This is a genomic window from Paenibacillus oleatilyticus, from assembly GCF_018998565.1.
GTDB lineage: Bacteria > Bacillota > Bacilli > Paenibacillales > NBRC-103111 > Paenibacillus_G > Paenibacillus_G oleatilyticus.
Genome location: NZ_JAHNZO010000027.1, coordinates 1 through 23480, shown reverse-complemented (window position 1 = coordinate 23480; position 23480 = coordinate 1). Strand labels below are relative to the sequence as shown.

The 23480-nt window shown below is 55.0% G+C and carries 22 protein-coding genes; 19 read left to right on the top strand and 3 right to left on the bottom strand.

What is annotated here, in order from left to right:
• Positions 1-159: 159 nt before the first annotated feature.
• From KQX66_RS27460 to KQX66_RS27405, 12 genes are all read left to right on the top strand, one after another.
• Positions 160-3318 carry a S8 family serine peptidase gene (locus KQX66_RS27460; RefSeq protein ID WP_216796065.1) on the top strand — a complete coding sequence of 1053 codons (3159 nt, stop codon included), beginning with the start codon at positions 160-162 and terminating at the stop codon, positions 3316-3318.
• Between the two features lie 266 nt (positions 3319-3584).
• Positions 3585-4022 (top strand): GNAT family N-acetyltransferase, encoded by a 438-nt coding sequence (locus KQX66_RS27455; protein ID WP_216796064.1) that lies wholly within the window; start codon positions 3585-3587, stop codon positions 4020-4022.
• Positions 4023-4209: 187 nt separating this feature from the next.
• Positions 4210-4761 (top strand): DUF402 domain-containing protein, encoded by a 552-nt coding sequence (locus KQX66_RS27450; RefSeq protein ID WP_216796063.1) that lies wholly within the window; start codon positions 4210-4212, stop codon positions 4759-4761.
• 3 nt (positions 4762-4764) lie between these two features.
• Entirely contained in the window at positions 4765-5361 is a 597-nt protein-coding gene (gene lepB, locus KQX66_RS27445; RefSeq protein ID WP_216796062.1) for a signal peptidase I, read from the top strand.
• On the top strand, positions 5361-6611 hold the full coding sequence (queG, locus tag KQX66_RS27440) for a tRNA epoxyqueuosine(34) reductase QueG (RefSeq protein WP_216796061.1): 1251 nt from the start codon (positions 5361-5363) through the stop codon (positions 6609-6611). The genes lepB and queG overlap by 1 nt, the downstream gene beginning before the upstream one ends.
• Positions 6592-7125, top strand: coding sequence for a methylated-DNA--[protein]-cysteine S-methyltransferase (locus KQX66_RS27435; RefSeq protein WP_216796060.1), 534 nt, complete (start codon positions 6592-6594; stop codon positions 7123-7125). The genes queG and KQX66_RS27435 overlap by 20 nt, the downstream gene beginning before the upstream one ends.
• Entirely contained in the window at positions 7122-8150 is a 1029-nt protein-coding gene (locus tag KQX66_RS27430; RefSeq protein WP_216796059.1) for an HD-GYP domain-containing protein, read from the top strand. The genes KQX66_RS27435 and KQX66_RS27430 overlap by 4 nt, the downstream gene beginning before the upstream one ends.
• An 81-nt stretch (positions 8151-8231) precedes the next feature.
• A complete protein-coding gene (locus KQX66_RS27425; RefSeq protein WP_010502086.1) occupies positions 8232-8447 on the top strand; it encodes a YneF family protein in 216 nt (71 codons plus the stop codon).
• A 78-nt stretch (positions 8448-8525) separates the two neighbouring features.
• A complete protein-coding gene (gene folE / locus KQX66_RS27420) occupies positions 8526-9116 on the top strand; it encodes a GTP cyclohydrolase I FolE (protein ID WP_216796058.1) in 591 nt (196 codons plus the stop codon).
• A gap of 178 nt (positions 9117-9294) precedes the next feature.
• Positions 9295-9873, top strand: a complete 579-nt coding sequence (locus tag KQX66_RS27415; protein WP_216796057.1) for a TetR/AcrR family transcriptional regulator — start codon at positions 9295-9297, stop codon at positions 9871-9873.
• A gap of 23 nt (positions 9874-9896) precedes the next feature.
• Positions 9897-10280 (top strand): DMT family transporter, encoded by a 384-nt coding sequence (locus KQX66_RS27410; protein WP_216796056.1) that lies wholly within the window; start codon positions 9897-9899, stop codon positions 10278-10280.
• 25 nt (positions 10281-10305) lie between these two features.
• Complete coding sequence (locus KQX66_RS27405) at positions 10306-10734, top strand: DUF5360 family protein (RefSeq protein WP_216796055.1); 429 nt, start codon at positions 10306-10308, stop codon at positions 10732-10734.
• Between the two features lie 126 nt (positions 10735-10860).
• On the opposite strand, the gene KQX66_RS27400 is transcribed toward KQX66_RS27405, so the two are convergent.
• Both KQX66_RS27400 and KQX66_RS27395 read right to left on the bottom strand, forming a co-directional pair.
• Entirely contained in the window at positions 10861-12111 is a 1251-nt protein-coding gene (locus KQX66_RS27400; RefSeq protein ID WP_216796054.1) for a Fe-Mn family superoxide dismutase, read from the bottom strand.
• A gap of 99 nt (positions 12112-12210) precedes the next feature.
• Entirely contained in the window at positions 12211-13233 is a 1023-nt protein-coding gene (locus KQX66_RS27395; protein ID WP_216796053.1) for an alpha/beta hydrolase, read from the bottom strand.
• A 374-nt stretch (positions 13234-13607) separates the two neighbouring features.
• Between KQX66_RS27395 and KQX66_RS27390 the strand changes: the two genes are divergently transcribed.
• Positions 13608-14354: an IclR family transcriptional regulator gene (locus KQX66_RS27390; protein ID WP_216796052.1), complete on the top strand. Its 747-nt coding sequence runs from the start codon at positions 13608-13610 to the stop codon at positions 14352-14354.
• A gap of 88 nt (positions 14355-14442) precedes the next feature.
• Here the strand turns inward: KQX66_RS27390 and acnA are convergent, their stop codons facing one another.
• The gene (gene acnA, locus KQX66_RS27385) at positions 14443-17148 is read right to left on the bottom strand and encodes an aconitate hydratase AcnA (protein ID WP_216796051.1); all 2706 of its coding nucleotides are present in this window, start codon (positions 17146-17148) and stop codon (positions 14443-14445) included.
• A gap of 234 nt (positions 17149-17382) precedes the next feature.
• Between acnA and KQX66_RS27380 the strand changes: the two genes are divergently transcribed.
• From KQX66_RS27380 to KQX66_RS27355, 6 genes are all read left to right on the top strand, one after another.
• Complete coding sequence (locus KQX66_RS27380) at positions 17383-18405, top strand: amidase domain-containing protein (protein ID WP_216796050.1); 1023 nt, start codon at positions 17383-17385, stop codon at positions 18403-18405.
• A 117-nt stretch (positions 18406-18522) separates the two neighbouring features.
• Positions 18523-19653 (top strand): D-alanine--D-alanine ligase, encoded by a 1131-nt coding sequence (locus KQX66_RS27375; RefSeq protein WP_216796049.1) that lies wholly within the window; start codon positions 18523-18525, stop codon positions 19651-19653.
• Between the two features lie 88 nt (positions 19654-19741).
• The gene (locus tag KQX66_RS27370; protein WP_216796048.1) at positions 19742-20059 is read left to right on the top strand and encodes a hypothetical protein; all 318 of its coding nucleotides are present in this window, start codon (positions 19742-19744) and stop codon (positions 20057-20059) included.
• 132 nt (positions 20060-20191) lie between these two features.
• Positions 20192-21184 (top strand): UV DNA damage repair endonuclease UvsE, encoded by a 993-nt coding sequence (gene uvsE / locus KQX66_RS27365; RefSeq protein WP_216796047.1) that lies wholly within the window; start codon positions 20192-20194, stop codon positions 21182-21184.
• 105 nt (positions 21185-21289) lie between these two features.
• Positions 21290-22057: an enoyl-ACP reductase FabI gene (fabI, locus tag KQX66_RS27360; RefSeq protein ID WP_216796046.1), complete on the top strand. Its 768-nt coding sequence runs from the start codon at positions 21290-21292 to the stop codon at positions 22055-22057.
• Between the two features lie 224 nt (positions 22058-22281).
• A complete protein-coding gene (locus KQX66_RS27355; protein ID WP_216796045.1) occupies positions 22282-23142 on the top strand; it encodes an inositol monophosphatase family protein in 861 nt (286 codons plus the stop codon).
• Positions 23143-23480 lie beyond the last annotated feature (338 nt).

The window sequence follows — 23480 nt, the reverse complement described above, 5'->3', positions numbered from 1 at the left end:
ATTCTAAGGAAATTACCAGTTAATACGAAACGGGTACATCTAATGTTTCGGCAAAATTCGCAATCTTTCGTTGCCGAAACTTTTTTGTTCGTCATATACTAGAGTGGTAAGTTTTAGTAGAGTTGTCAACAGGGAGATTGCTGGGGGGAGCAAATGCGGATGAAGAAGCGATGGCTTCACGTAACGTTAGCGACGGCAATGATGCTGTCGCCTTTTTTGGCTTGGAGTTCGGGAAAAGTACAGGCAGCAGAAGGAAACTTGGATGCACGGTCCTCGTCTCCGCCATTTTCAATGCCGTCGTCTCTCACAACTCAACCGGGAAACGTAGTTTCCGGAAAAGTATGGGTGAAATACAAGGAGCCAGCCCGGAGCGAGGGCTCTGCCGGACTGCTTGCGGCCGCGGATTCGGATTCGTTCGTCGAAATGCCGCTGGCGCCGGGAGAAAACGTGCTTTCCGCTGTCGAACGCTATAAACAGGACCCTGCCGTGGTGGCAGCCGAGCCCGAATATTTGCTGCAATACGCCGATCCGGCGGTTATAGAGGTGCCGGGCAAGGTCGCAGGCGGAGGCGGTTCGCCGACCGTGACCTCCTCCATCTATCAACCGAATGACCCTTATTATGTGAACGGGAGCCAATGGGGCCTTAGCGTCACCGAGATGACCTATGCCTGGGAGCGCGTGCAGGACAGGACTTCGATTCGTATCGCGATCGTCGATTCGGGTGTGAATCCGAATCATCCGGACCTCGCGGGGAGCTTGGAAGCAGGCTATAATGCGCTTGACGAAGGCCAGCCTCCTGTCGACGATTCGGGACACGGTACGATGGTCGCCGGGATCGCCGCAGCCGTAACCAATAACGGCGTCGGCATAGCCGGAGCGGCCGGCGGCGCACGGATCGTTCCGGTGAAAGTAGGGAAGAAAGACGCCAACAACAAAGACTACATTCCGAGCAGTGCCGTAGCCCAAGGCATCCGATGGGCGACGGACAACAAGGCGGACGTGATCAACATCAGCCTGGGGATGCCGCAAAACAGCCAAATGCTAAAAGAAGCCGTCGATTACGCCTTGGCCCGGAATGTGGTTATTGTCGCAGCGGCCGGCAACGAGAGCAACCATTGGCTGTTCGGCGAGCCTGTGGATTTTCCGACCCGCGAGGACAACTCCTACAGGAGGTTTGCCTGGACCGTCTATCCGGCGCGCTACGAGGGTGTCGTTTCCGTAGGCTCGGTTAGTCGCTTGGCGAACAATGCGTTGACGATTTCCGATTTTTCCAATATTGGAAAAATAACAACGGTTGCGCAGGGAACCGGCGTTTACTCGACGGCGTTGTCCGGAGGCTATGCCAGCGGTGCCGGGACCTCTTATTCTTCCCCGATGGTTGCGGGACTGGCAGCTTTGCTCAAAGCGCAAAATAAAAACTTGAGCTCGCAGGACGTGCATCATATTTTGTATGACAGCAGCCAAAAGCTGGATGTACCACCGATCGCGGGATATTATTTGGGGACATATTACGCTCCGAAGCATCAAGATTATTACGGCGGAGGGTTGATGAACGGCAAGCGGGCTTTTACAATGCCGCGCCTCCGTATGACGGCAGCGCCGGAGCCGGACGGGCGGCAAGCTAGCGTCACGGTAAAGGCATTGGACGATAAAGGGGCCCTGCTTCGGAACCTGTCCTCCGAAATTACAGTGACGGTGAATCACGAGGATCGTTATAAACAGAACAAAACCGTTTCTTTGGTCAACGGGGAATGGAGCGGTCCGGTCGAGCTTTCCGTGACCGACGACGTTTACGATATTACGATCCAGGCCAACGATGCGCCCGGCCGCGGCAATGAATTCATCGAATCCGGCGTAGCGAGGTTTTCCAAGCTTCCGGATCGGCCGAAAGCTTCGATCGGTTCGGGAACTTACACCGCTCCCCAAACCGTAACGTTATCTTCGGCGACACCCGGAGCCGCAATCTATATAACGTATGATGGATTGAATGCCATCGAATTGGAGGGGCCTTTAACAATCAGCTCCAATACGACGTTTTATGCCGCTGCGATGAAAAACGGCGTCTGGAGCGAGACCGCCGAGTACGCTTATACCATCCAGCCGGCTCCTGCCAGTGGCGGAGGTGGAGGGGGCAACTCGGGCTGCTGCGCCGGAGGAGGCGGCGGTGGCGGCTGGGGCGGCGCCCCTGCGGCTTCCGGCGACGGCAAAAGCGAATCCGGCTCCGTCCTGAGCGTGAAGCCGGACAAAGCGAAGCTGCTGGAACAGCTTGCCGCTGCGAAAGGAGCCCCGATTACGATCGATGCCGGCGCCCGGTCTGACAGTCCCGTGAAGCAAATCATCGTGGAACTGCCGGGCGAGGTATGGCTTAAAGCGGCGGAAACCGGGTCGGCCTTCGTCGTTCGTTCCGATCTGGCATCGCTGACCATTCCGTCGGACGCTTTTGCCATAGAAAGCGCAGCGACTCCGGTCAAGTTAACTGTCACCATGTCGCAGGAGGCTCCCGGCAAACCGTCCTATGCCGGACTCGTCTCTCCCGTATTCGATTTCACGCTTCAGGCGGGCGACCGGACGATCGAAGCGTTCGACAAGAACGTGACGGCGCTGCTGCGATATGACTCAGCCAAGATCGGCGATGCCGCCAAGACGGGAATTTATGTTTACAACGCTCCGATTGGACGCTGGGAGTATGTCGGGGGCAAGGCGGAGAACGGGGCGATTCAAGTCCGGTTGAGCCACTTCTCGTCCTACGCCGTCATGGAGTGGAGTCGGACGTTTGACGACATAGCGGCTCACTGGGCCAAGACGACCATCGAACGGATGGCGGCCAAGCAGATCGCCGACGGCATGACGGAGACGGCCTTCGCGCCGGAGGCGACCATGACGCGGGCTCAGTTCGCCGCGCTGCTTACGCGGACGCTGAAGCTGCCGACAGGCGCCAAGGAGCTGCCGTTCAAGGACGTGCCGTCCGATGCGTGGTATCGCGAGGCGTTGGCCCAAGCGCTGGCCGCCAAGCTTGTGAGCGGGGTCAGCGACACGGCGTTCGCCCCGGAAGCGCCGGTCACCCGCGAGCAAATGGCTCTCATGCTGATGAACGCGTACGGTTATGTCCGGGGGGGCGAATCCCAATTGCCGCCGAATGCACCGGCATTCACGGACCGTGAGGCCGTCAGCGACTGGGCCAAAGATTCGGTAGGACGGGCCGCCGGGTTGGGCTTGCTGGAAGGCAACCCGGACGGCTCCTTCGAGCCGCAGAGACAAGCGACGCGTGCCCAAGCTGTGACGGTTCTGAACCGGCTCTTGGACCATACGGAAAAATAACGCCATTGCGAACAGCGTGCAGGAAAAGCTCCCCCGAAGGCATGGATGCCGAAGGGGAGCTTTTTCGCCGTTGACCGGAGATTGCACGAGTGCAAAAAACAGACAATAAACGACCAAACTCTTTGCAAACGCTTAAAATTAAGCGCTTTCAGGAGGATTTGAAAAAAATATGAAGATTTTTTATCGTTTTTTTGAAAATAAGCAGGAATATTGCGTTATTTGTCGTATTTTATTATCTACCATATGAGTGGCGGGGAGAGTTTAACATGCTTGTAAGTTCGTATCTGGTTCGTACGTTTAAATTGTCCGATTACGTTTCAGTCACGGAGCTTTTCAGGAATGTGCTTTCAGAGGAATGTTACGAGGAGACGATGTCGGCTTTCGCCAGACAGTTGTCCTGGGACAGCGAGCTCGTCCTTGTCGCGGAAGACGAAGGCGCCATCGTCGGGGTCATCGTAGGAACGATCGATAACCAGGACGGCTACTACTATCGCATTGCCGTAGGGCAGGATCATCAGCGCAGAGGAATCGGACAAACCTTGATCGAGTCCCTTCGCCAGCGTTTTGTGGGGCGCAAAGTGCGCCGCATCATGGTTACCATCGATGCGCACAACGAAGTGGTCATTCCCGTATACGAGAAAGCCGGCTATCAGGCGGAAGACTTTTCCCGGTTCCCGCAGCGGCTCAGCATTGTGAACGGCTGACATCGAGCCGAAACAAGCTTAACGAATCACACAAGCATACCCGGAGCCCCTCGGTTTCCCGGCTATGCTTTTTTGTTTATTCGAAGATTACGGCTCTTGAAAGCGGTGCAACATAAGTTTATGCTAGTAGCAAGAGAAAGAAGCACGAAAGTCAGTTGAAAACCGCAGGCAGAAGGGTTTGGACCACATGGAGACGTTTACCCCGCATGTCATCAAAAGCTTTAAACACGACGGGCACTTGCATCGCATGTGGCTTGAAAATTGGTTGGTGCCGGAACGTTTGCTGCATGAATCCCATCGGGCGGAGTCCATGCTGGTGCTGATTAACAGTCAGACGAAAATCGTCGAGGCTGACGGCAAAGAATGGGTAAGCCGCATTCCCGGAGTATCTTTTTTTATCCCGGGGCAGTGGTTTAACGTAGTCGCGCTGATCGAGGAAGCCGGCGTCCGATACTACTGCAACGTCGCTTCCCCGCCGTATGTGAACGGACGTGTCATTACCTATATCGATTACGATCTGGACGTGATTCGCATGCCAACAGGCGATGTGCATGTCGTCGATCGGGAAGAATACGAGCGGCACAAGCTCGCCTATCATTATTCCACCGTTGTGGAGAGCAAGGTCGAGCAGGGCCTGCAGCATTTGCTGGGGCGTGTAAAAAGCGCTAAAGCGCCGTTTCGGGACGAGCTGGTCCTATCCTATTATGAGCAGTGGAAAGAACGCGGAGCGGAGGGTTAGGATGTGAGCTTTTCTTTGAGCAACAACGAAAGCGAACGGACCGAAAGTCCGTCGGAAGGCCCGGTTAGCTCCAATCCTTTACGGGAGCTGCTGGGTTGGATGAAATGGTTCGCGTTCGCGTTGGCCTTGGTCGTGCTCATGCATCAATTCGTGTTTCATTTGTCCACAGTCAAAGGGGAATCGATGCAGCCTACGCTGGAAGAGGGCGAATGGCTGTTTATAAATAAAACGTTCCGCTACGCCGGCCCCACGCCCAAGCGCGGAGATGTCGTGGTCATCCAGGAGCCGCCGGGAAGCGAATCGATGCATCCTTTTTTGGTGAAGCGGGTCGTAGCGGTGGCCGGAGACGAAGTGCATATCCGGGGCGGCAAACTTTTCGTCAACGGCAGCGAGGCGCAGGAAGCGTACACGGATTCCAGCATTGAGGACGGGCGCTTCGAGCCTTATACGGTTGCCGAAGGCCATCTGTTCGTCATGGGGGATAACCGACACCGGTATGCCAGCTACGATAGTCGTACCTTCGGCGCGATTCCGGTAACCCGGGTCGTCGGACGGGCGGAGTGGATCGTATGGCCGCCGCAAAAGTGGAGGAGCCTGTAATGGAAAAAGAAGACAGCAGGGCGGGAACGGAGCAGCAGAGCGAACGTTTTGCGGCGGCAGAGGAGCTGCAGCCTGCGGACTGGAGACAGCTCAAGGAGCAACTGCAAGCGGATGCGGCGCAGCTTGGCATTGATAAGATCGGCTTTGCAAGCGCCGATCCGTTCGTCGAATTGAAGGATATTTTGATCCGGCACCGTGAGAAAGGGTTCGAATCCGGCTTCGAGGAGCCGAATATCGAGAAGCGTGTGGACCCGGCGTTGACGCTTGCGGAGCCCCGGTCCATAATTTCGATCGCGGTGGCGTATCCGTCGAAGCTGAAGGATGCGCCGCGGTCCGAGCCGGGCGCGTACCGGGGCATTTTATCCCGCTCCGCTTGGGGCCAAGACTACCATCACGTGCTGCGCAACCGGCTTGCAAGGCTGGAAGCCTGGATTCGCGAACGGGTACCCGGAGCGCGCACGGCGAGTCTGGTCGATACCGGAGCGCTTGTCGACCGGGCGGTGGCCGAGCGGGCCGGGATCGGCTGGGTGGGCAAAAACTGCTGCGTCATTACCCCGGAGTGGGGGTCTTGGGTATACCTCGGGGAAGTGATTACGAACGTGCCGTTTCCGCCCGATATACCGATAACCGAGAGCTGCGGCGATTGCACGCTTTGCATCGATTCCTGTCCGACCGGCGCGCTGGTCGGACCAGGGCAGCTTAACGCGCAGCGCTGCGTCTCGTTCCTCACGCAGACGAAAGGGCTCATCGAGGACGACGAGCTGAAGCGCAAGATCGGCAACCGGCTGTACGGCTGCGATACGTGCCAGATCGTCTGCCCCAAAAATAAAGGTATTCACGCCGGACATCATCCGGAGCTGCAGCCGGATCCCGAGATCGTCAAGCCGCTGCTGCTGCCGCTGCTGTCGATGTCGAACCGCGAGTTCAAAGAGCGGTTCGGTCACAGCGCCGCCGCTTGGCGCGGGCGCAAGCCGATCCAGCGCAACGCGATTCTCGCGCTGGGCAACTTCCGGGACGCAAGCAGCGTGCCGCAGCTCGTAGAGCTGTTGCGGAAGGACGAGCGTCCCGAGATTCGCGGCACGGCCGCTTGGGCGCTTGGCCGGATCGGAGGCGAGGCGGCGCGCGAGGCGCTGGACGCCGCTTGGGAGTCGGAGCGGGACGAGGCCGCCCGCCGGGAGATCGGCAAAGCACGCGCGCAATTTACGGGAGAGCGACAGGGGGATGAGCAGGATGGCGATCCGATACGATGAAATCGATTCACCGATCGGCGTATTGACGCTAGGCTGGAATGCGGAGCCGCAAGGCGGCTTGTGCCAGATCGAATTCGGCGCGTTTGCCGATGTCGAACCGAAGCTTCGCGCTTGGTCCGAGCAGCGGTTCGGCACGGGCGACTGGATAAGGGACCCCGGGGCGCTATCCGAGGTGGTGAAGCAACTGCAGGCTTATTTTGCCGGTGCGAGACGAACGTTCGACCTGCCTCTGGATTTGCGCGGCACTCCATTCCAAGTCCAAGTATGGAAGGCGTTGACCGATATTCCGTTCGGCGAGGTCTGGTCGTATAAAGACGTTGCCGTCCGGATCGGTTCGCCTAAAGCGGTGCGCGCCGTAGGGGGAGCGAACAACCGCAATCCGGTCCCGATTATCGTGCCCTGTCACCGCGTGATCGGCGCAAGCGGCGCGATGGTCGGCTACGGCGGCGGACTGCACATCAAGACGTTTTTGCTTCAGCATGAAGGCTTTTCGGGGAAAGGGGCCCTAGCGTGAGATACGTACATATCGAGAACGTCGAGTCCGGGCAATATTTGGGACGGACGATTTTTTCCGCGAACGGGGCGGTGCTGCTATCCGAAGGGGTGCAGCTAACCGTATTCATGATCACGACGCTGAAGCGGATCGGCGTGACGATGATTTATATCAAAGACCAGCAGTTTGACGATATCGAGCTGGCCGACCTCGTCTCGGAGGAGACGAAGCGGGCCGTGATGCAGCGGATGGGGGAGACGTTCGATTCGATCCGGTCCGGGAAAGATTTCAACATGAAGCATGTCGGGGCAAGCATCGATACGCTGCTGGACGAAATTATGAGAAACAAAGAAGTGCTGGTGCAACTGTCGGATATCCGGACGCACGACAACGAAATGTACGTGCATGCGATCAACGTTTGCATGATGTCCACCCTGATCGGCATCAACATGGGGCTGTCGACGACGCAACTGAAGGAACTGGCGATCGGCGCTCTGCTGCACGATGTTGGCAAGCTTGAGCTCGTGACGGACGATGAAAGCGGCGATCCGCGAAAGCATCATACATGGCGCGGCTTTGAAGTATTGAAGCATAAGCGGGAGCTCAGCTTGCTGATTGCGCACGTCGCTTTTCAACACCACGAGACGATGGACGGACAAGGCATGCCGCGTCAGCTGCCGGGCGATGAAATTCATCTGTACGCGCGCATCGTTGCCGTGGCGGATACCTATGACAACCTGCTGTTCGATTTGTCCGAAGGCCGGCGGATGCTGCCGCACGATGCGTGCGAGCGCATGATGGTGCTGGCGGGCGAGAAGCTGGACCGGGAGATCGTGATCCAGTTTTTGCGTACGGTGTCGGTTTATCCGACAGGTACGTCGGTCAAGCTGTCCACCCGGGAAACCGGCGTCGTGGTCGGTCAGCACCGGGGGCTGCCGGGCCGGCCGGTCATCCGCGTGGTCAAGGGCGGCGGAGACGATATGGAAGTCAAGGAAGTCGATCTGGCCAAGCAGACGACCGTATTTATCGAAAGTGTCCTGATGTAGAGGAAATTGGTGTTTGTAACCGAGGCTTTGACATGCTATGATGAAGAAATGACATCCATCGTTTGAGGTGAAGGTACGATTATGTGGGGTTACGTCATTACCGCGGTTATCGCCCTCATTGCCGGAGGCGCGGCCGGATTTTTTATCGGCGTGCAGTACTTGCGCAAGCAGATTGAAAAAATGCAGAGCAATCCGGACATGCTGCAGCAGATGGCCAAGCAAATGGGGTACAACTTGAACAAGCAGCAGATGCAAAAAATGCAAACTATGATGAAGAAACAAAAGTTTCGTCCGTAAGCCCGAAAAGCCTGGTCGCGGGCTTTTCTTTCTATATTGGAACGGAAACTCCGGACGAATTCAGGAGGAGGATAACCCATGCCGGCCAAAGAATACAAAAACAGCCGAGTTGCCGACAACCGGGAACGAGTCGAGCATCATATCCGGGAGATTTTGCGCTTGATCGGCGAAGATCCGGACCGGGAAGGTCTGCTTGACACACCTGCGCGGGTAACCCGGATGTATGAAGAAATTTTTGCAGGTTATGACGCAGACGTGAAGGAAATTTTAGGCGTTGCCTTCGACGAGAAGCATGAAGAGCTCGTCATTGTGAAGGATATCGTCTACTACAGTCAGTGTGAGCATCACATGGCGCCGTTTTTCGGCAAAATCCATATCGGATACATTCCAAGCGGTAAAATTGCCGGGCTGAGCAAGTTCGCCCGCTTGGTCGAAGCGGTCACCCGCCGCCTCCAAGTGCAGGAGCGGATTACGTCGGAAATCGCCGACATCATCGAGACGGAGCTTGAGCCGCACGGCTGCATGGTCGTCGTCGAGGGCGAGCATCTGTGCATGTGCGCACGTGGCGTCAAGAAGCCGGGCAGCAAAACCGTGACCTCCGCCGTTCGCGGACTGTTCCGTACGGATGCGGCTTCACGCTCGGAGTTTTTATCGCTTATCAAAGACTGAATTAACGAAGAAGATGCAGGGAGACCTGCGTCTTTTTCTTTTTTCGGCAAGAGAAGAGCAGGAGACGAACCGTTGACGAACGATGTTGAGAAAAGTATACTTTACTCATTGTGGTACTGACAAAAATAATCCGGTACCAATTGGAACGATTGACTAACTTAAGGAAGAGGGATCGCCTGTGCGCGAACGTTTGCTGCAAGCCGCCATGGAGCTGATGAAGCGGAAGGGGTTGAAATTTACGATATCGGATTTGGCCGCCGAGCTGGGCACCAGCAAGCGTACGATTTACGAGCACTTCGAATCCAAAGAGCATATCGTCGGCACGCTCGTCGATGAGGCGGTCTCGGAGGTAAAGCGAACCGAGCAAGGCATTTACCGGGACGAAAGCTTGTCCTGCGCCCAGAAGCTGAGCGCGATTTTAACGATTCTTCCCAAGGGGCTGCAGCTTGGCGACCATCGGTTGCTATCGGACCTTAAGCGGTTCGCTCCAGACGAGTGGTTAAAAGTCGACAGGCTGCTTCAGGAAGAGTGGGGAACCGTCAGGACGATTATTGAGGAGGGCGTTGCGGCCGGACAATTTCGGCCCGTTCATGTGCCGACGATCATCCAACTGATGAAGGGAGCGTCCGTTTCCCTATTTGACGCTGATTTTTTAATGAATACGGATTGTACGCTAGCGGGGGCGGTCCGAACGATGGCCGACGTTTTTGTGCAAGGATTAATTCCGGAAGATCCGGGTCAGGAGATCGAGCAATAAATATAAAAAGGAATGGTGTGTAGATGTATTGGTTCTATTTGGGGGCTGCCATTGCCCTCGAAATTGCCGGAACGATTTCGATGAAATTTTCACAAGGCTTTACGCGGCTGACACCTTCGATCCTCATGGTCGTCTTTTACTTGCTGGCGTTTACCGCGCTCAATTTTTCCCTGAAGCAAATTGATGTGAGCGTCGCCTACGCGATATGGTCGGGTCTCGGGACGGCGGTTATTGCGGTGATCGGGTATTTGTATTTTAACGAGTCCATGTCGCTGTTAAAAGCCGGTTCTATCGCTCTGATCATACTCGGCGTCATCGGACTGAACTTGGGCGGAGGGGCTCACGGAAGCTCGGCCAGTGCTCCGTCGGAAAGTGCTCCCGCGTCAAAGCAGCAGATACAGGATTAAATAGCCATGGGAAAAGGGGATAAAAATGCGGCTTAAGGCGCTAAGAGCGTTATTTTGGATCACTGATATCGGATTTTTGTTGTATTGGGGAATTACTGCCCTGAAGCTTATCCCTCCGGAATGGCTGTATAACGACTACACCAACCCGATTCTGGTGGCATGGAACTGGTCGTTTATGCCTATTGATCTGTTTATCTCCCTCACCGGTCTATACAGCCTGTATTTGCATGGAAAAGGCCGGAGCACGTGGATCGGCTGGTCGCTGATCTCGCTTATTTTAACATTCAGCTCCGGACTGCTGGCCATTTCGTTCTGGGCCGTTCGCGGCGAATTCGATCCGGCATGGTGGCTTCCTAATGCCTACTTGATGCTGTATCCGCTGGTCTTCATTCCTTGGCTCATCTCGATGCTGGGTTCCGGTAAGCAGGACCGCACCACTTCCATCGCGGGATAAGCCCTTCGACAATAAATGTCCCTGCATAAATGCAGCAATCCCCGGACCGATGCGGCCCGCAACTGCTTTGTCTTTGACTTCGCATGCGGACCGGATTTCTGTCAGCCGGGGATTCGTTATGATTTTTCAATAAGGCAGCCACATCAAATGACGGGCAGCCGCGAACCGTTCGTTAACATGATCCCAATTCACCGTATTCCACCAAGCTTCAATGTATTTGGGCCGTTCGTTCTTATATTTGAGGTAATACGAGTGCTCCCATACATCCAGCACGAGGAGTGGAATGACGTCCCATTGCGACAAGTTTTGATGCTTTTCCGCCTGCAAAATTTCCAGCCGGTGGCTGCGCGGACCCCAGACCAGAATGGCCCAGCCGCCGCCTTCCACTTTCTCCGCCGCTGCGCTGAATTGCTTGCGAAATCCTTCGTACGAGCCGAACGACTTTTTAATCTCCGCCGCGATGGGTCCCGTTGCTTTTCCACCGCCACCCGGCTTCATCACGTTCCAAAAAATCGTATGGAGGTAGTGTCCCGCTCCGTTGAACGCCGCTTCCCTTTCCCAATGCGTAACCAGCGAAAAGTCGCCCGTTTCCCTCGCACGCGCAAGCATGTTCTCGGCCTTATTTAGCCCATCCACATAGCTTTTATGGTGCTTGTCATGATGCAGCCGCATCGTTTCCGCATCGATATACGGCTCGAGCGCATTGTAGGCATAGGGCAGAGGAGGCAGCTTGTGGCCTCCGATCGGTACGGGCCTTAAGTGGGGTGATTGGGGCCGTTCTCCGGACCACATGCCTTCCTGCGTCGCCGTGAGCTGGTTTAGGTCAATGGGAGCCGGCTCGCTTTCGCTGCGCCATAAGTGGATGTGCGCTTGCTCCTCGTCCGGGGCATGGTTCACTGTGGGCGTATCCGTTGCATCACCTGCATCCTCGGCGCGAAACTCTTCAACTCCTTCAGGCGAGCTTTGGACCGCATGCAGAACGCCGAGAAAATATTCGGATTCGCGTATGATGTGCAAGAACACGGTTTGGACGACCGGATTCGCCCGAACCGGACGGCTTCGTTCCAGAATGAGAAACAAATGCCGGATAAATTCATTCGATTGGGCAATGGACGCATAGAGCAGTTCGTTAACTTTGTCGATGATATACGGACTGACCGGATGCTTGGCCCGCAGCACGGCTTCGATCCATTGCTGGCTGGCGGATTCCGTCTGCGCAAGGACGCCTTCCCATTGCTGCAGCAGTGCGGCGTACTCCGGTTCGAGCGTTGGAACCAGTTCGCGGATGACGACCGTGTGTTCTCTCTCCTGCATTTTCCAGAACCGAATTTCCTCCAAAACCCTGAGCGGCATTAGGGAACCGTAAACGTACAGCATACGCAAAAACCTCCCCGTCGTTCTGCTTCATCCGGCTTTCGCTGCCGGACGCTACAGGAACATTGTATTCGGGGAGGGGTACAGCTATGTTTTATTTGTCTACCTGGCTTTATTATACTTCGACGGTTGTGCCGGAGCGGAGGACAACGTACGGAGGAAACCGGTCGTCATCTGCAGATAGCTTTTGCTGTGAGCGCGGTAGATCAGCTCGTGCCCGTCGTTCTCCAGCAGCCACAACGCGGAGCCGGAGTCCGTTTTTTGCTTCTGGAAGATACCTTCCGCCATTTCGTACGGGGCCCGCAAATCTTTCTTGCCGTGGATGAAGAAAATCGGCATCGAATACTGCGTCTCTTTCACTGTGTCATAAGGCACTTGGTTCAAGCTGACTCCATTGATCAGCGGGAAAAACATACGCACAAGGCTTTGAGAAAACTTCGGCAAATTCGCCGCTTGCTTCATGTTATGGTACAGGGTCTCCGGTTCGAGCACGAAGGTGCTGTCCAGAATCATGCCGTCGATGTCTTTCGTTTGCAGCGCGGCCTGCAGAGCCGTTCCGGCTCCCATCGAGAAGCCCCAGACGAACACTTTTTCGGCTCCCCGGTCTTTCGCGTACTGGACGGCGCCCAGCAGCTCTTGCGATTCGCGCAAACCGCCCGTCACATTCCATTGAGGCTGGACGTAGCCGTAATCGAACATCAGCACGTTGTAGCCCATATCGTGGGCTGCTTTAGCCAAGTCGTAGATGGGCACCCAGATTTCTTCGCGGTTCCCGCCGTAGCCGTGCGAGAACACAACCGTTTGCCGGGCCGCTGCCGTTCCCGCGCTCGACGGGATGTACCAGCCGGACAGGTTGGAGGAGGCATTCAGACTAGGAAACTGCACGTCCTCGTAAGCGGCGCCGAAAGCGACGGCGGGATTCGAGCGCAGCGGATCGATATGCGGCCGGACCAGCGTCCAGGCAATATAAGCGTGAAAGGCCATCGTCAAGCTGAACAGCAGAAGCAGAACGGACAGCAGAACGAGAAGCAGACCTCTGTTCCTTCGGAGGAAGGTAGTACGTCTGATAGCGCTTTCAACCGTAGTGGTGTTTAAAGGTACGGGTGAATAAGAATTGGTTTCCATGCCGGATCCCTCCCATTGAAACTAAGATGACTACCTTTAGCGGATGACGTCGGATACGGCCCTGATAACGATTTGAAAACGCCAGCTTTTATCCGAACGATCGGAGGGAAAAACTTGCGAGTTACATTTGCGGTCAGATCCGAAAATTCGAGGCTTGTAAGATCCTTATATTTTTATAGTATAGGGAGAATGGCCGGGCGTCAATATTGCGCGAAAAATGTAAACTTTCTGTAATCTCCCTGTAACATCGGTTGTTACAACAACTGGAAAAACAATATTTTATTAAAGAAGGAACGACCTTCATATAGGAAAATGCATGGAAATCGGCTATAATAGATTTCAACCAGTGAAACGGATTTTCGGGGAGTGGGAATATGGTCGAAGATGGCAAACTAACCGTTCGCGCTGTCGAACGGGCTCTGGATATATTGCTTTGCTTTACGGAAGCGGAAGATTTGAACTTAACGGAAATTTCCGCAAGGGTCGGGCTGCACAAAAGCACGGTCCATCGGCTGCTGGCCTCGCTGGAAGGCAAAGGCTTCATCATCCGCGACCCGGCCTCGGAGCGGTATCGACTCGGCTTTCGCATCTGGGAACTGAGCGCCAATTTGACGCACAGCGACGATCCTGCGCTGATCGTGCTGCCGGAGATGGAACGGCTGCGCGATCAAGTCGGCGAGACCGTCAGCCTGTACGTGCGCGACGGCATGGAGCGCGTCCGTGTGCAGGCGGTTCAGAGCAACCAGGCGATCCGCCGGGTCGCTCCGATCGGGGCCAGACTGCCGCTGTCCGTCGGCGCGTCGAGCAAGATCCTCGTCGCCTTCGCCGATCCGGACGAGCAGCAGCTGCTGCTGCGCGATCCGTCATGGCCGACGGCGGTGTCCCCAGCTGCTTATTTGCAGCAGCTGGAGGAAGTGAAGACGCTGGGCTACGCCACCAGCGTCGAGGAGCGCGAACCCGGCGCCGCGGCGGTGGCGGCGCCGATCTTCGGCCGCGCCCAGCGGCTGGTTGCCGCTCTCGCGGTGTCGGGGCCGGCCAACCGGCTGACGCTCAAGAAGATGAAGGAGCATGCGCCTGCCTTGATGGAGGCCGCCCGCCGGATGGGCAAGATGTTGAAGTAATCGGCAGAACGGCCTCATATAGCAAAAAAAGAAGCCCCAAGGCCTCGCGAAGAGGATTGGGGCTTCCTTGTATATGGAAGGCTTCGTCTTACGCCATAATTTGACGCAGGACGGTTTGCAGAATACCGCCGTTGCGGTAGTAATCGACATCCACGTAGCTGTCCAAACGGACGATGGCTTCGAAGCTGAAGCTCGAGCCGTCTTCGCGCGTGACGTTGACGGATACTTTTTGACCCGGCTGTACGTCGTTGCTCAGACCTGTAATGTCGAACGTTTCTCTGCCGGTCAAGCCGAGCGATGTCCAGCTTTGACCTTCCGAGAATTGCAGCGGGAGCACGCCCATGCCGACAAGGTTGGAACGGTGAATCCGCTCGAAGCTTTCTGCGATGACCGCTTTCACGCCGAGCAGGAACGTACCTTTTGCCGCCCAGTCGCGGGAGCTGCCTGTGCCGTATTCTTTGCCGGCGATAACGACGAGGTTCGTGCCTTGCTCTTGATACTTCATCGAAGCATCGTAGATGGACATGACTTCGCCGGTCGGCAGGTAAGTCGTTACGCCGCCCTCGGTGCCCGGTGCCACTTGGTTGCGGATACGGATGTTCGCAAACGTACCGCGCATCATGACCTCGTGGTTACCGCGGCGGGAACCGTAGGAGTTGAAGTCTTCCTTCTTCACGCCATGCTCGATCAAGTATTTGCCGGCAGGGCTATCGACCTTGATGTTACCCGCAGGCGAGATATGGTCTGTCGTAACGGAATCGCCGAGCAGCGCAAGCGTCTTGGCTCCGCGGATATCCGCAATGTCGGACAGTCCGGCGCCCAGGTTCTCGAAGAACGGCGGGTTTGCGATATACGTGGAAGTCGGCCATTCGTACAGCTCGCCTTCCGGTACTTGGATCGCGTTGAAACGCTCGTTGGAACGGAACACGTTGGCATATTTTTCACGGTACAGCGCAGGGCTCATTGCGGATTGGATCGCTTCTTGAATCTCCTGCGATGTCGGCCAGATGTCTTTCAGGTAAACCGGCTCGTTCTTATGGTCGTAGCCGATCGGATCGTTCGCCAGGTCGATGTTGACCGTACCGGCCAAAGCGTAAGCGACAACCAGCGGCGGAGAAGCCAGGTAGTTCGCTTTCACTTGGGCGTGAACGCGGCCTTCGAAGTTCCGGTTGCCGGACAGTACGGCAGCAACGGTCATATCGTTGTCGGCGATCGCTTTGCTGACTTCGTCCGGCAGCGGACCGGAGTTACCGATACACGTTGCGCAGCCGTAGCCGGCGACGTGGAAGCCGAGGGCTTCGAGCGGCTCAAGGAGACCGGCTTTTTTCAGGTAGTCGGTAACGACCAGGGAGCCCGGAGTCAAGCTGCTTTTCACGTAGCCCGGTTTTCTGAGGCCGAGAGCTACCGCTTTTTTCGCAACGAGACCGGCACCCAGCATAACGCTTGGGTTAGACGTATTGGTACAGGAAGTGATCGCTGCGATAACGACCGCGCCTGTGCCCATTTTGCTCGTTTCGTTGTTCGGATGCTTCACTTCGACCGTTTCCGCGATTTTCTCGTCGGACAGGCCATAGCCGCCTTTTTCGATCGGAGTGCGGATGATGCTGTTGAACGATTCCTTCATGTTCGTCAGTTCGACGCGGTCTTGCGGACGCTTCGGACCGGCCAAGCTCGGTACGACCGAACCGAGGTCAAGCTCCAGCGTATCGCTGAATACCGGATCCGGTGTTGCGTCGGTGCGGAACATGCCTTGTTCTTTATAGTAAGCTTCGACAAGCGCGATTTGCTCTTCGCTGCGGCCCGTGCCTCTCATGTAGTTCAAGGACTCGGAGTCAACCGGGAAGAAGCCGATCGTTGCGCCGTATTCCGGAGCCATGTTCGCTACCGTCGCACGGTCTGCCAAGCTGATGTTGCTCAGGCCTGGGCCGTAGAATTCGACGAACTTGCCGACAACGCCTTTTTTGCGCAGCATTTGGGTTACGGTCAACGCGAGGTCGGTTGCCGTAGCGCCTTCCGCCAGGGTACCGGTCAGCTTGAAGCCGATAACTTCCGGCGTTACGAAATACAGCGGTTGGCCCAGCATGCCTGCTTCAGCCTCGATACCGCCGACGCCCCAGCCAACGATACCGAGACCGTTGATCATCGTGGTATGGGAGTCCGTACCAACGAGGGAATCCGGATAAACTTCCGTTTCGCCGTCAACGGTTTTCGTTGCTGCGACAGATGCGAGGTACTCAAGGTTAACTTGGTGAACGATACCGGTATCCGGCGGCACGGCGCGGAAGTTGTCAAACGCCGTTTGCGCCCAGCGCAGGAAGCGGTAGCGCTCCTCGTTGCGCTCGAATTCGATGCGTTCGTTATATTCGAGTGCGTCCGGGGAACCGAAAGCATCAACCATAACTGAGTGGTCGATAACGAGGTCGACCGGCACAAGCGGGTTGATCCGTTTCGGGTCGCCGCCCGCCCGTTTCATCGTATCTCTCATGGCTGCCAGGTCGACAACGACCGGTACGCCGGTGAAGTCCTGCAGCACGATCCGTGCCGGAATGAACGGAATTTCTTTGTTGGCATCGCGTTCGGAAGCCCAGCCGGCGATTTGTTTCACGTGCTCTGCCGTGATCGCCTTGCCGTCGAATTGACGAATCGCCGCTTCAAGCAGAACTTTAATGGAGAAAGGCAGATTTTGCACATGGCCGTTGCCTTGCGCTTCAAACGCCTGCAGGCTGTAGTAGTTGTACGATTGACCGCCAACGTTCAGCTGCTTGCGGACCGAGAATTGGTCTTTTTTAGACATGGTGCTATTCCTCCTTAGACAAGTAATCAGCTGCATGGATCTTGTTTCATTGTATGAAACTTGATTTCATTATTAGCTATAGCTATAGTATACATGCTGAATGGCCGTTTCGTAAAGGTTGATTTCGCTCATTTTTATACGGCGGCGCGCATACCATGGGAATGAATGTTTTCTGCCCTGTTGAAATAAATCGATCTTAGCCGTACAGGCTTCCGATGAAAGGGGACCGATGCCGTGTCTTGGAAAACGACCCTCTACGATTATGTACATCATCGCAATCAAATGGACATCGATTATTCCGTGGAACCGATGCTGCCCTTTGTGGAGGATGCCGCCTATTTGCGTGCGCAGACCGAGAGGCTTGCCCGGCGGGCGGACACTGACCGTCAGCGGCAATTCGTGCCGTCCAAAAGCGAAACCCGGCTCACTGTCGATCAAGTGGTGGAGCGCGAAGACAGCATCGTGGCCGACGTTACCCTCAGACGGACGACCGTCGGCGAGATTCGGCACGTTCTCCACGAAGAGCAGCGGATCGAACAGGAACGGATCACCCTTTCCCCGGCGCTGGACGGCTGGTCCGTTGTACATATTGAATATCTTCAAGCGGAGCAGGCTTTACGTCTGAAACCTCCGGTTGCGGGCGGGATCATGCAAGCGGAAGATTCGTTTGCCGCCGTCGGGTTAATGCGTGCTCCTTCCGTACCGTATTTGAATACTCAAATCATTTCCCATTTCCAGCAAGCCGCCGCCCGTACCCCTTACAACCGGCTCGAAGCGGTACGTTACGCCGATCAGTGGTGGGACAGAACCAATCCGGCCTATCTTGCTTTTGAGGTCAACTGCAGCAATTACGTATCCCAATGCATCTTTGCAGGCGGAGCGCCTATGAACTATACTGGTAAAAGGGATTCGGGCTGGTGGTACAAAGGCCGGGTCGGCGGTCAGGAGCTCTGGAGCTTCAGTTGGGCCGTAGCCGAAAGTCTGCAGTTTTATTTGCTGACGAGCCGCAGAGGGCTGCGGGGCCAAGAAGTGGCGAATCCGCAGCAGCTCGATTTGGGCGATATCATAAGCTACGACTGGGACGGCGACGGCCGGTATCAGCATACCACCATCGTTACCGCCAAGGACCCAAGCGGCATGCCGCTTGTCAACGCTCAGACGATCAACAGCAAGCATCGGTACTGGAGCTATACGGATTCCCCGGCTTGGACGAAGCGAACGCGCTACCGTTTCCTGCATTTATCCGATTCCTTTTAATTCTTCCGAATTTAGCTGTGCGTAGCTTAGGCTTCGCTTTTCTGCCGTCGGCCATGCACGGAGCCCGCTTTTTCATGATTTTAGACGGCTTGGATCAACATACTTCCGGAGGTTTCTATGAGCGACAAAATACGTGTAGGCTTGATTTACGGCGGCAAATCCGGGGAGCATGAAGTCTCGCTCCAAACGGCACTGGCCGTCATCAAAGCATTCGACTTGAACAAATACGAGGTGCAGCCGTTTTACATAACCAGGCAAGGGGCCTGGCATGCGGGACCGCAGCTTACGTCGCCGGCCGAATCGGTCGAAGCGCTTGCGTTCGATGGCTCGTCCGAAGCTTCGGGGGAGTTTGCCCTCCAGCCGTTTTTTGCTACCCAACCGGCTTCCGCCGACGCGCCGATTAAGGTGTCGGGCGGTTCCGAGCCGTCTGCTCCGCTGGATGTCGTCTTTCCTTTGCTGCACGGCACGTTCGGCGAAGACGGCACCGTTCAAGGGCTGCTCGAAATGGCGAACATCGCCTATGTAGGCGCCGGCGTACTGGCTTCGTCCGTAGGCATGGACAAAATCACCATGAAAAAAATATTCGCCCAGGAAGGTCTGCCTCAATGCATTTTCCGCCACTTTACACGAAGCCAGTGGGAAAAAGACAACGCCTATTTCCTGATGGAAATTGAAATCTCGATCGGATATCCGTGCTTCGTCAAGCCGGCCAATCTCGGATCTAGCGTCGGCGTCAGCAAAGCGCGCAACCGCGAAGAGCTGTTTGCCGCCGTGAATCAAGCGTTTCGTTACGACCGCAAGGTCATTGTCGAAGAGTTCGTCAATGCCCGTGAGGTGGAGGTGGCAGTGCTTGGCAACGACGAGCCGCAAGCCTCTGTCGTCGGCGAGATCGTATCTTCGAGCGAGTTTTACGATTACAAGGCCAAATATGTCGACGGCACCTCGTCCATGGTTATTCCCGCGGAAATTCCGCAAGAAACGGCGGAAGAAATCAGGGAGCTGGCGCTTCAGGCTTTCACGGCTATCGACGGGTCGGGCTTGTCCCGCGTCGATTTCTTCTTAAGGAAAGAAGACAACAAAATCTTCATTAATGAAATCAACACCATGCCGGGTTTCACTCCTTACAGCATGTATCCGCTGCTGTGGCGCGAGAGCGGGAAGCCTTACGGCGAGCTGATCGACGAATTGATTCGTCTTGCGTTGGAGCGTCATGCCGAGAAGCAGCGCTTGGAGTATGCCTTGGACTAACCTTCGACGCAGATTGAGCCGCCGGACTTGCTTTTTTCTTCCCAGGTTCGATATGCTTAAGCAAAAGACGGCTGAAAGGAGCGAATTCATGGGATTTCAAACCGAGTTCAATTCCGTATGCAAATTCAAATCCGAGCAAGAGTTGTTCGAGCTGCTGGAGTACGGCCGCGGCAAAATGATGAAAAGCGGCTTCCGCGTGTTTCCTACCGGGCAAAGAGTCATCGCCTATACGCCGACTAACCAAGCTATTGCCATCGTTAAAATTTTGGCTTCCATTGCCGAAATTAACTTTCAGGGCGAAGAGGTAACGCAGGTCGAGATGGAGTTGGTTCGTAAGCTGACCGAAGAGGAAGCGCGCATCCAGACGTCGTTGGCTCACGAAATGTTTTTCGGAGAGCGGACTTAGACTGCTAGCCCCGCGTAATATTACGTCACTTAAATCTAGAAGGCAGCATCCTTTTCCAGCCATGGAAGAGGGTGCTTTTTTCTTTCCAGGGACAAGCTATGGAGTAGTTAACTCTCGGGAGCGTGATGTATCATGATCGTTCGTCTTGGCTATGTAGCGATGTCCATGATAGTACAGAATGCCTCGCCTTCCAAAACGATGACGTATACCAACTTCGCCAAGCTTGACGACCGGGAAGCGGCGCTGCGCAAGCTGGAGCGGATTGCCGCGGAGAACCTTCACAACACGCTGCGGCTTCTTAAGCATAACCGGGCGCATGACATCGAGCTTTACCGCTGCTCCTCCAAGCTGATTCCCTTGGTCGGCCATGAGATGCTTAGCGATTGGGACCCGATGGAAGAGCTGGCGGAATCGTTTGCGGAAATCGGCAGCTATGCCCGGGAGCATCGGATGCGAATCAGCTTTCACCCCGATCATTTTACGGTATTAAGCACTCCACGGGAGGATGTGCTTCGGCACTCTTTCGCCGATCTGGACCGTCATGTCCGTATGCTGGAAGCGATGGGACTGGATGCGGCCGCGAAGTGCAACATTCATATCGGGGGCACGTACGGCAACAAAAAAACGGCAAGAGATCGGTTCATTCGCAATTTCGGTGCTTTGGAGAAGCGGATTCGCGAGCGGATGACGCTGGAGAACGACGACAAGACGTTTACCGCCCTCGAAACTCTGGAGGTATGCGAGGAGGTCGGCGTGCCGATGGTGCTTGACATTCATCACGACCAAGTGAACCGGAGCGAAGAGACGGCGGAACAGCTATGGCCGAGGATTCAGCAGACATGGCAAGGTCAGAAAGCGCAGGCGGGTACCGCGGCTCCTCCGCACGAATTGCCACCCAAAATACATGTCTCCAGTCCCAAAAGTGAAAAAGATCCCCGCGGCCATGCCGATTTCATCGATACCGGCATTCTGATGACCTTTTTGCGTGCCATCGCCCCGACAACGCCGCGGCTCGATATCATGCTGGAGGCCAAAAAGAAAGACGAAGCGCTGTTCAATCTTATGGAAGCCATTCGCCAGGAAGAAGGGATTACGGTATTGTCCCAAGCTTCGTTTGAGCTGTAATTTCGGTGAATCCGCAAACTTGAAATCTTTGTGGAAATAAAGTACGTTGAGAAGGGAGAAAGTTGTCCAAGCCCTATTTTATGGATGAGAGGGGAACTGATGGATATGAACTTGGTTGCCGGCAAAAACATATTGGTCATGGGGGTCGCTAACGATCGCAGCATTGCCTGGGCGATTGCACAATCTTTGGCGAGCCACGGTGCAAGACTTGTTTTTACATATGAAAGCGAACGGGTCGAGGAGCGGGTGCGAAAGCTGGCCGACACGATTCCGAACTCCGTCGTCCTGCCATGCAATGTCACTTCGGACGAAGATATCGAGAAGCTGGCCGGAGCCCTGAAAGAACAGTTTGGCGTCCTGCACGGCATTGTGCACAGCATCGCTTTTGCGCGCACGGAGGAGCTGGAAGGGCTGTTTGTCAATACGTCGCGAGACGGCTTTGCACTGGCTCATGATATAAGTGCGTACTCTCTGGTAGCCGTGGCCCAGAAGCTTTATCCGCTTATGAGCGAAGGCGGCAGCGTTATGACCATGACTTATTTGGGTGCCGAGCGTGCTATGAAAAACTATAACGTCATGGGCATCGCCAAAGCGGCCCTCGAAGCCAGCGTACGTTATTTGGCGAACGATCTCGGCCAATATAACATCCGCGTGAACGCCATATCGGCAGGCCCGATCCGTACCCTCGCAGCCAAAGGCATCAAAGACTTCAATTCCATCTTGAAAACCGTCGAGGAAAAAGCTCCCCTTCGCCGCACGACCGAAACCGCCGAGGTTGGAGATACCGCTCTCTTCTTAATGAGCCATCTGTCCCGCGGGATTACGGGAGAAGTGATTTATGTCGACGGCGGTTACCATATTGTCGGCGTTTAATCTCCAGTTATAACACAGCCATCCGTCATATCGGCGGGTGGTTTTCTTGTGCAAATTGGGTTTTTTGGGAAAATCAAGGTTTTGTCACATTTGACTGCCTGTTGGACGAAACTCCGTAGCATATTTTACGTATATTAACTATACTGATACTATTCGATCTGTTGCCATGTCACTAGGATTGAAAAAGACTTCTATTTATTGGTATAGAAAAGGAATGATTAGTAATGACCAATTCCAACATCCCCTCCTTTGCTGTCGGCAGCAAAAGCTTTACCGCGGTCGCAATTAATATCGCTTCCAAAGCGGGAGAATGGATTCAAAGCAAACTGGGAGACTTCAACAAACTGCAAACCAAATATTCGTCCCACGATCTTGTCACGGAAGTCGATAAGGGCGCTGAAACGATGATTCGCAATTTGATACAGACGCATTTTCCTCATCATGTTGTTTTGGGCGAGGAAGGAGTCGCTCCCGGTCCGGACGCTTCCAAGCGGGCGCTGGAGCAGCTGAGAGACGCCGAATATTTGTGGATCGTCGATCCGCTGGATGGCACGACGAATTTCGTCCATGGCTTTCCCTTTTTCTCCATCTCGCTGGCGCTTGCTCACAAAGGCGAAGTCATTGTCGGCGTTGTTTACAATCCCGTTCATAACGAATTGTATGTTGCCGAGAAAGGAAAAGGCGCTTATCTCAAAGGAAAGCGCATGCAAGTTTCTTCCGAAGCGAAGCTCATCGACAGTCTGGTTGCTACCGGATTCCCTGCGGATCGGGCGGGCGCCCTGCCGGTGAATATGCGCGGCGTTCAAGCGTTGGCTCCTAAAGTAAGAAATCTTCGCGTGGCGGGATCTGCTGCTCTACATATGGCCTATGTAGCTGCGGGGCGATTGAGCGGTTTTTGGGAAATTGGATTAAATTCATGGGATATGGCGGCCGGAGCGCTGCTTATTTCCGAGTCGGGCGGCAAGGTTACGGATACGGAAGGCAAGCCGTACAGCTTGCATGTCCGCGATGTTCTTGCTACGAATGGTCATATTCACGATGAAATCCAGCAGGAGCTGTCGGCAGCTTCGGCCACCGGCATATAAAGCGATATTTCTGAGACGAGATACAAACCAACGCTGGTTTGTATCTTTTTTATGCAGAGGGGTTGATTTTCGATTTGAGCCATGGTATATTAGTTTTCCGGCCATGAGCTGGGGCATCGCAAACCGGTGCAAGGACAAGCTTTTGAAGAGTTTCGAAAAAAACTTTTAAAAAAAGTGCTTGCATTACGGGTTGAAGATGTGGTATATTAAAGAGGTCGCTTTCGACGGGTTGTAAAACGAAGTCGAAAAATGGCGAACATCATTGCCCTTTGAAAACTGAACATCGAGTGAGTGTCATAAAGAGAATGCAAATTCTCGTCAGTAGTAACTTTTGAGCT